The organism is Escherichia sp. MOD1-EC6021 (assembly GCF_002965245.1).
Classification (GTDB): domain Bacteria; phylum Pseudomonadota; class Gammaproteobacteria; order Enterobacterales; family Enterobacteriaceae; genus Escherichia; species Escherichia coli_F.
Map to the genome: position 1 here is coordinate 1 of NZ_PTRU01000137.1, position 352 is coordinate 352.

The following is a 352-nucleotide window of genomic DNA, read 5'->3' on the forward strand; positions in this document are numbered from 1 at the left end:
GTTGCTGATAATCTCCATCGCCGCGGCGGAAGAAATACCGGACTCAATTCGCTGGTCTTCCGGGATGTCCTCCAGGCGCGCCAGGACGGTCCTGATTTCATGATCGGACAGGGAAATATCCATTCCGTCAGCGAGGGCCTGAATCTCTTCCGGGGACCAGACAACCAGCATCAACGGCGTGTCTCCCGGATACTTTGCTGCCAGCTCCCGGCAGAGTGTTTCGCATGTTCCGTACATACTCGTCTCCTTCTCAATCTTTAAAGCACGCATCCAGTTCCAGAATTTCGGTATATGCCTCCATCAGGAGGCGGTTTGCGCGAAACAACGTCTGACGCACCAGACGTTCCGGAAG

The 352-nt window shown here is 55.1% G+C and carries 1 protein-coding gene and 1 pseudogene; both read right to left on the reverse strand.

Features of this window, described 5'->3' with window-relative positions:
• Positions 1–237 (reverse strand): DUF1380 family protein (locus tag BEB54_RS28355; RefSeq protein WP_032285374.1); only part of this gene is annotated, 237 nt, incomplete at its 3' end.
• 13 nt (positions 238–250) lie between these two features.
• A pseudogene (locus BEB54_RS29660) lies at positions 251–352 on the reverse strand (hypothetical protein); the annotation flags it as partial.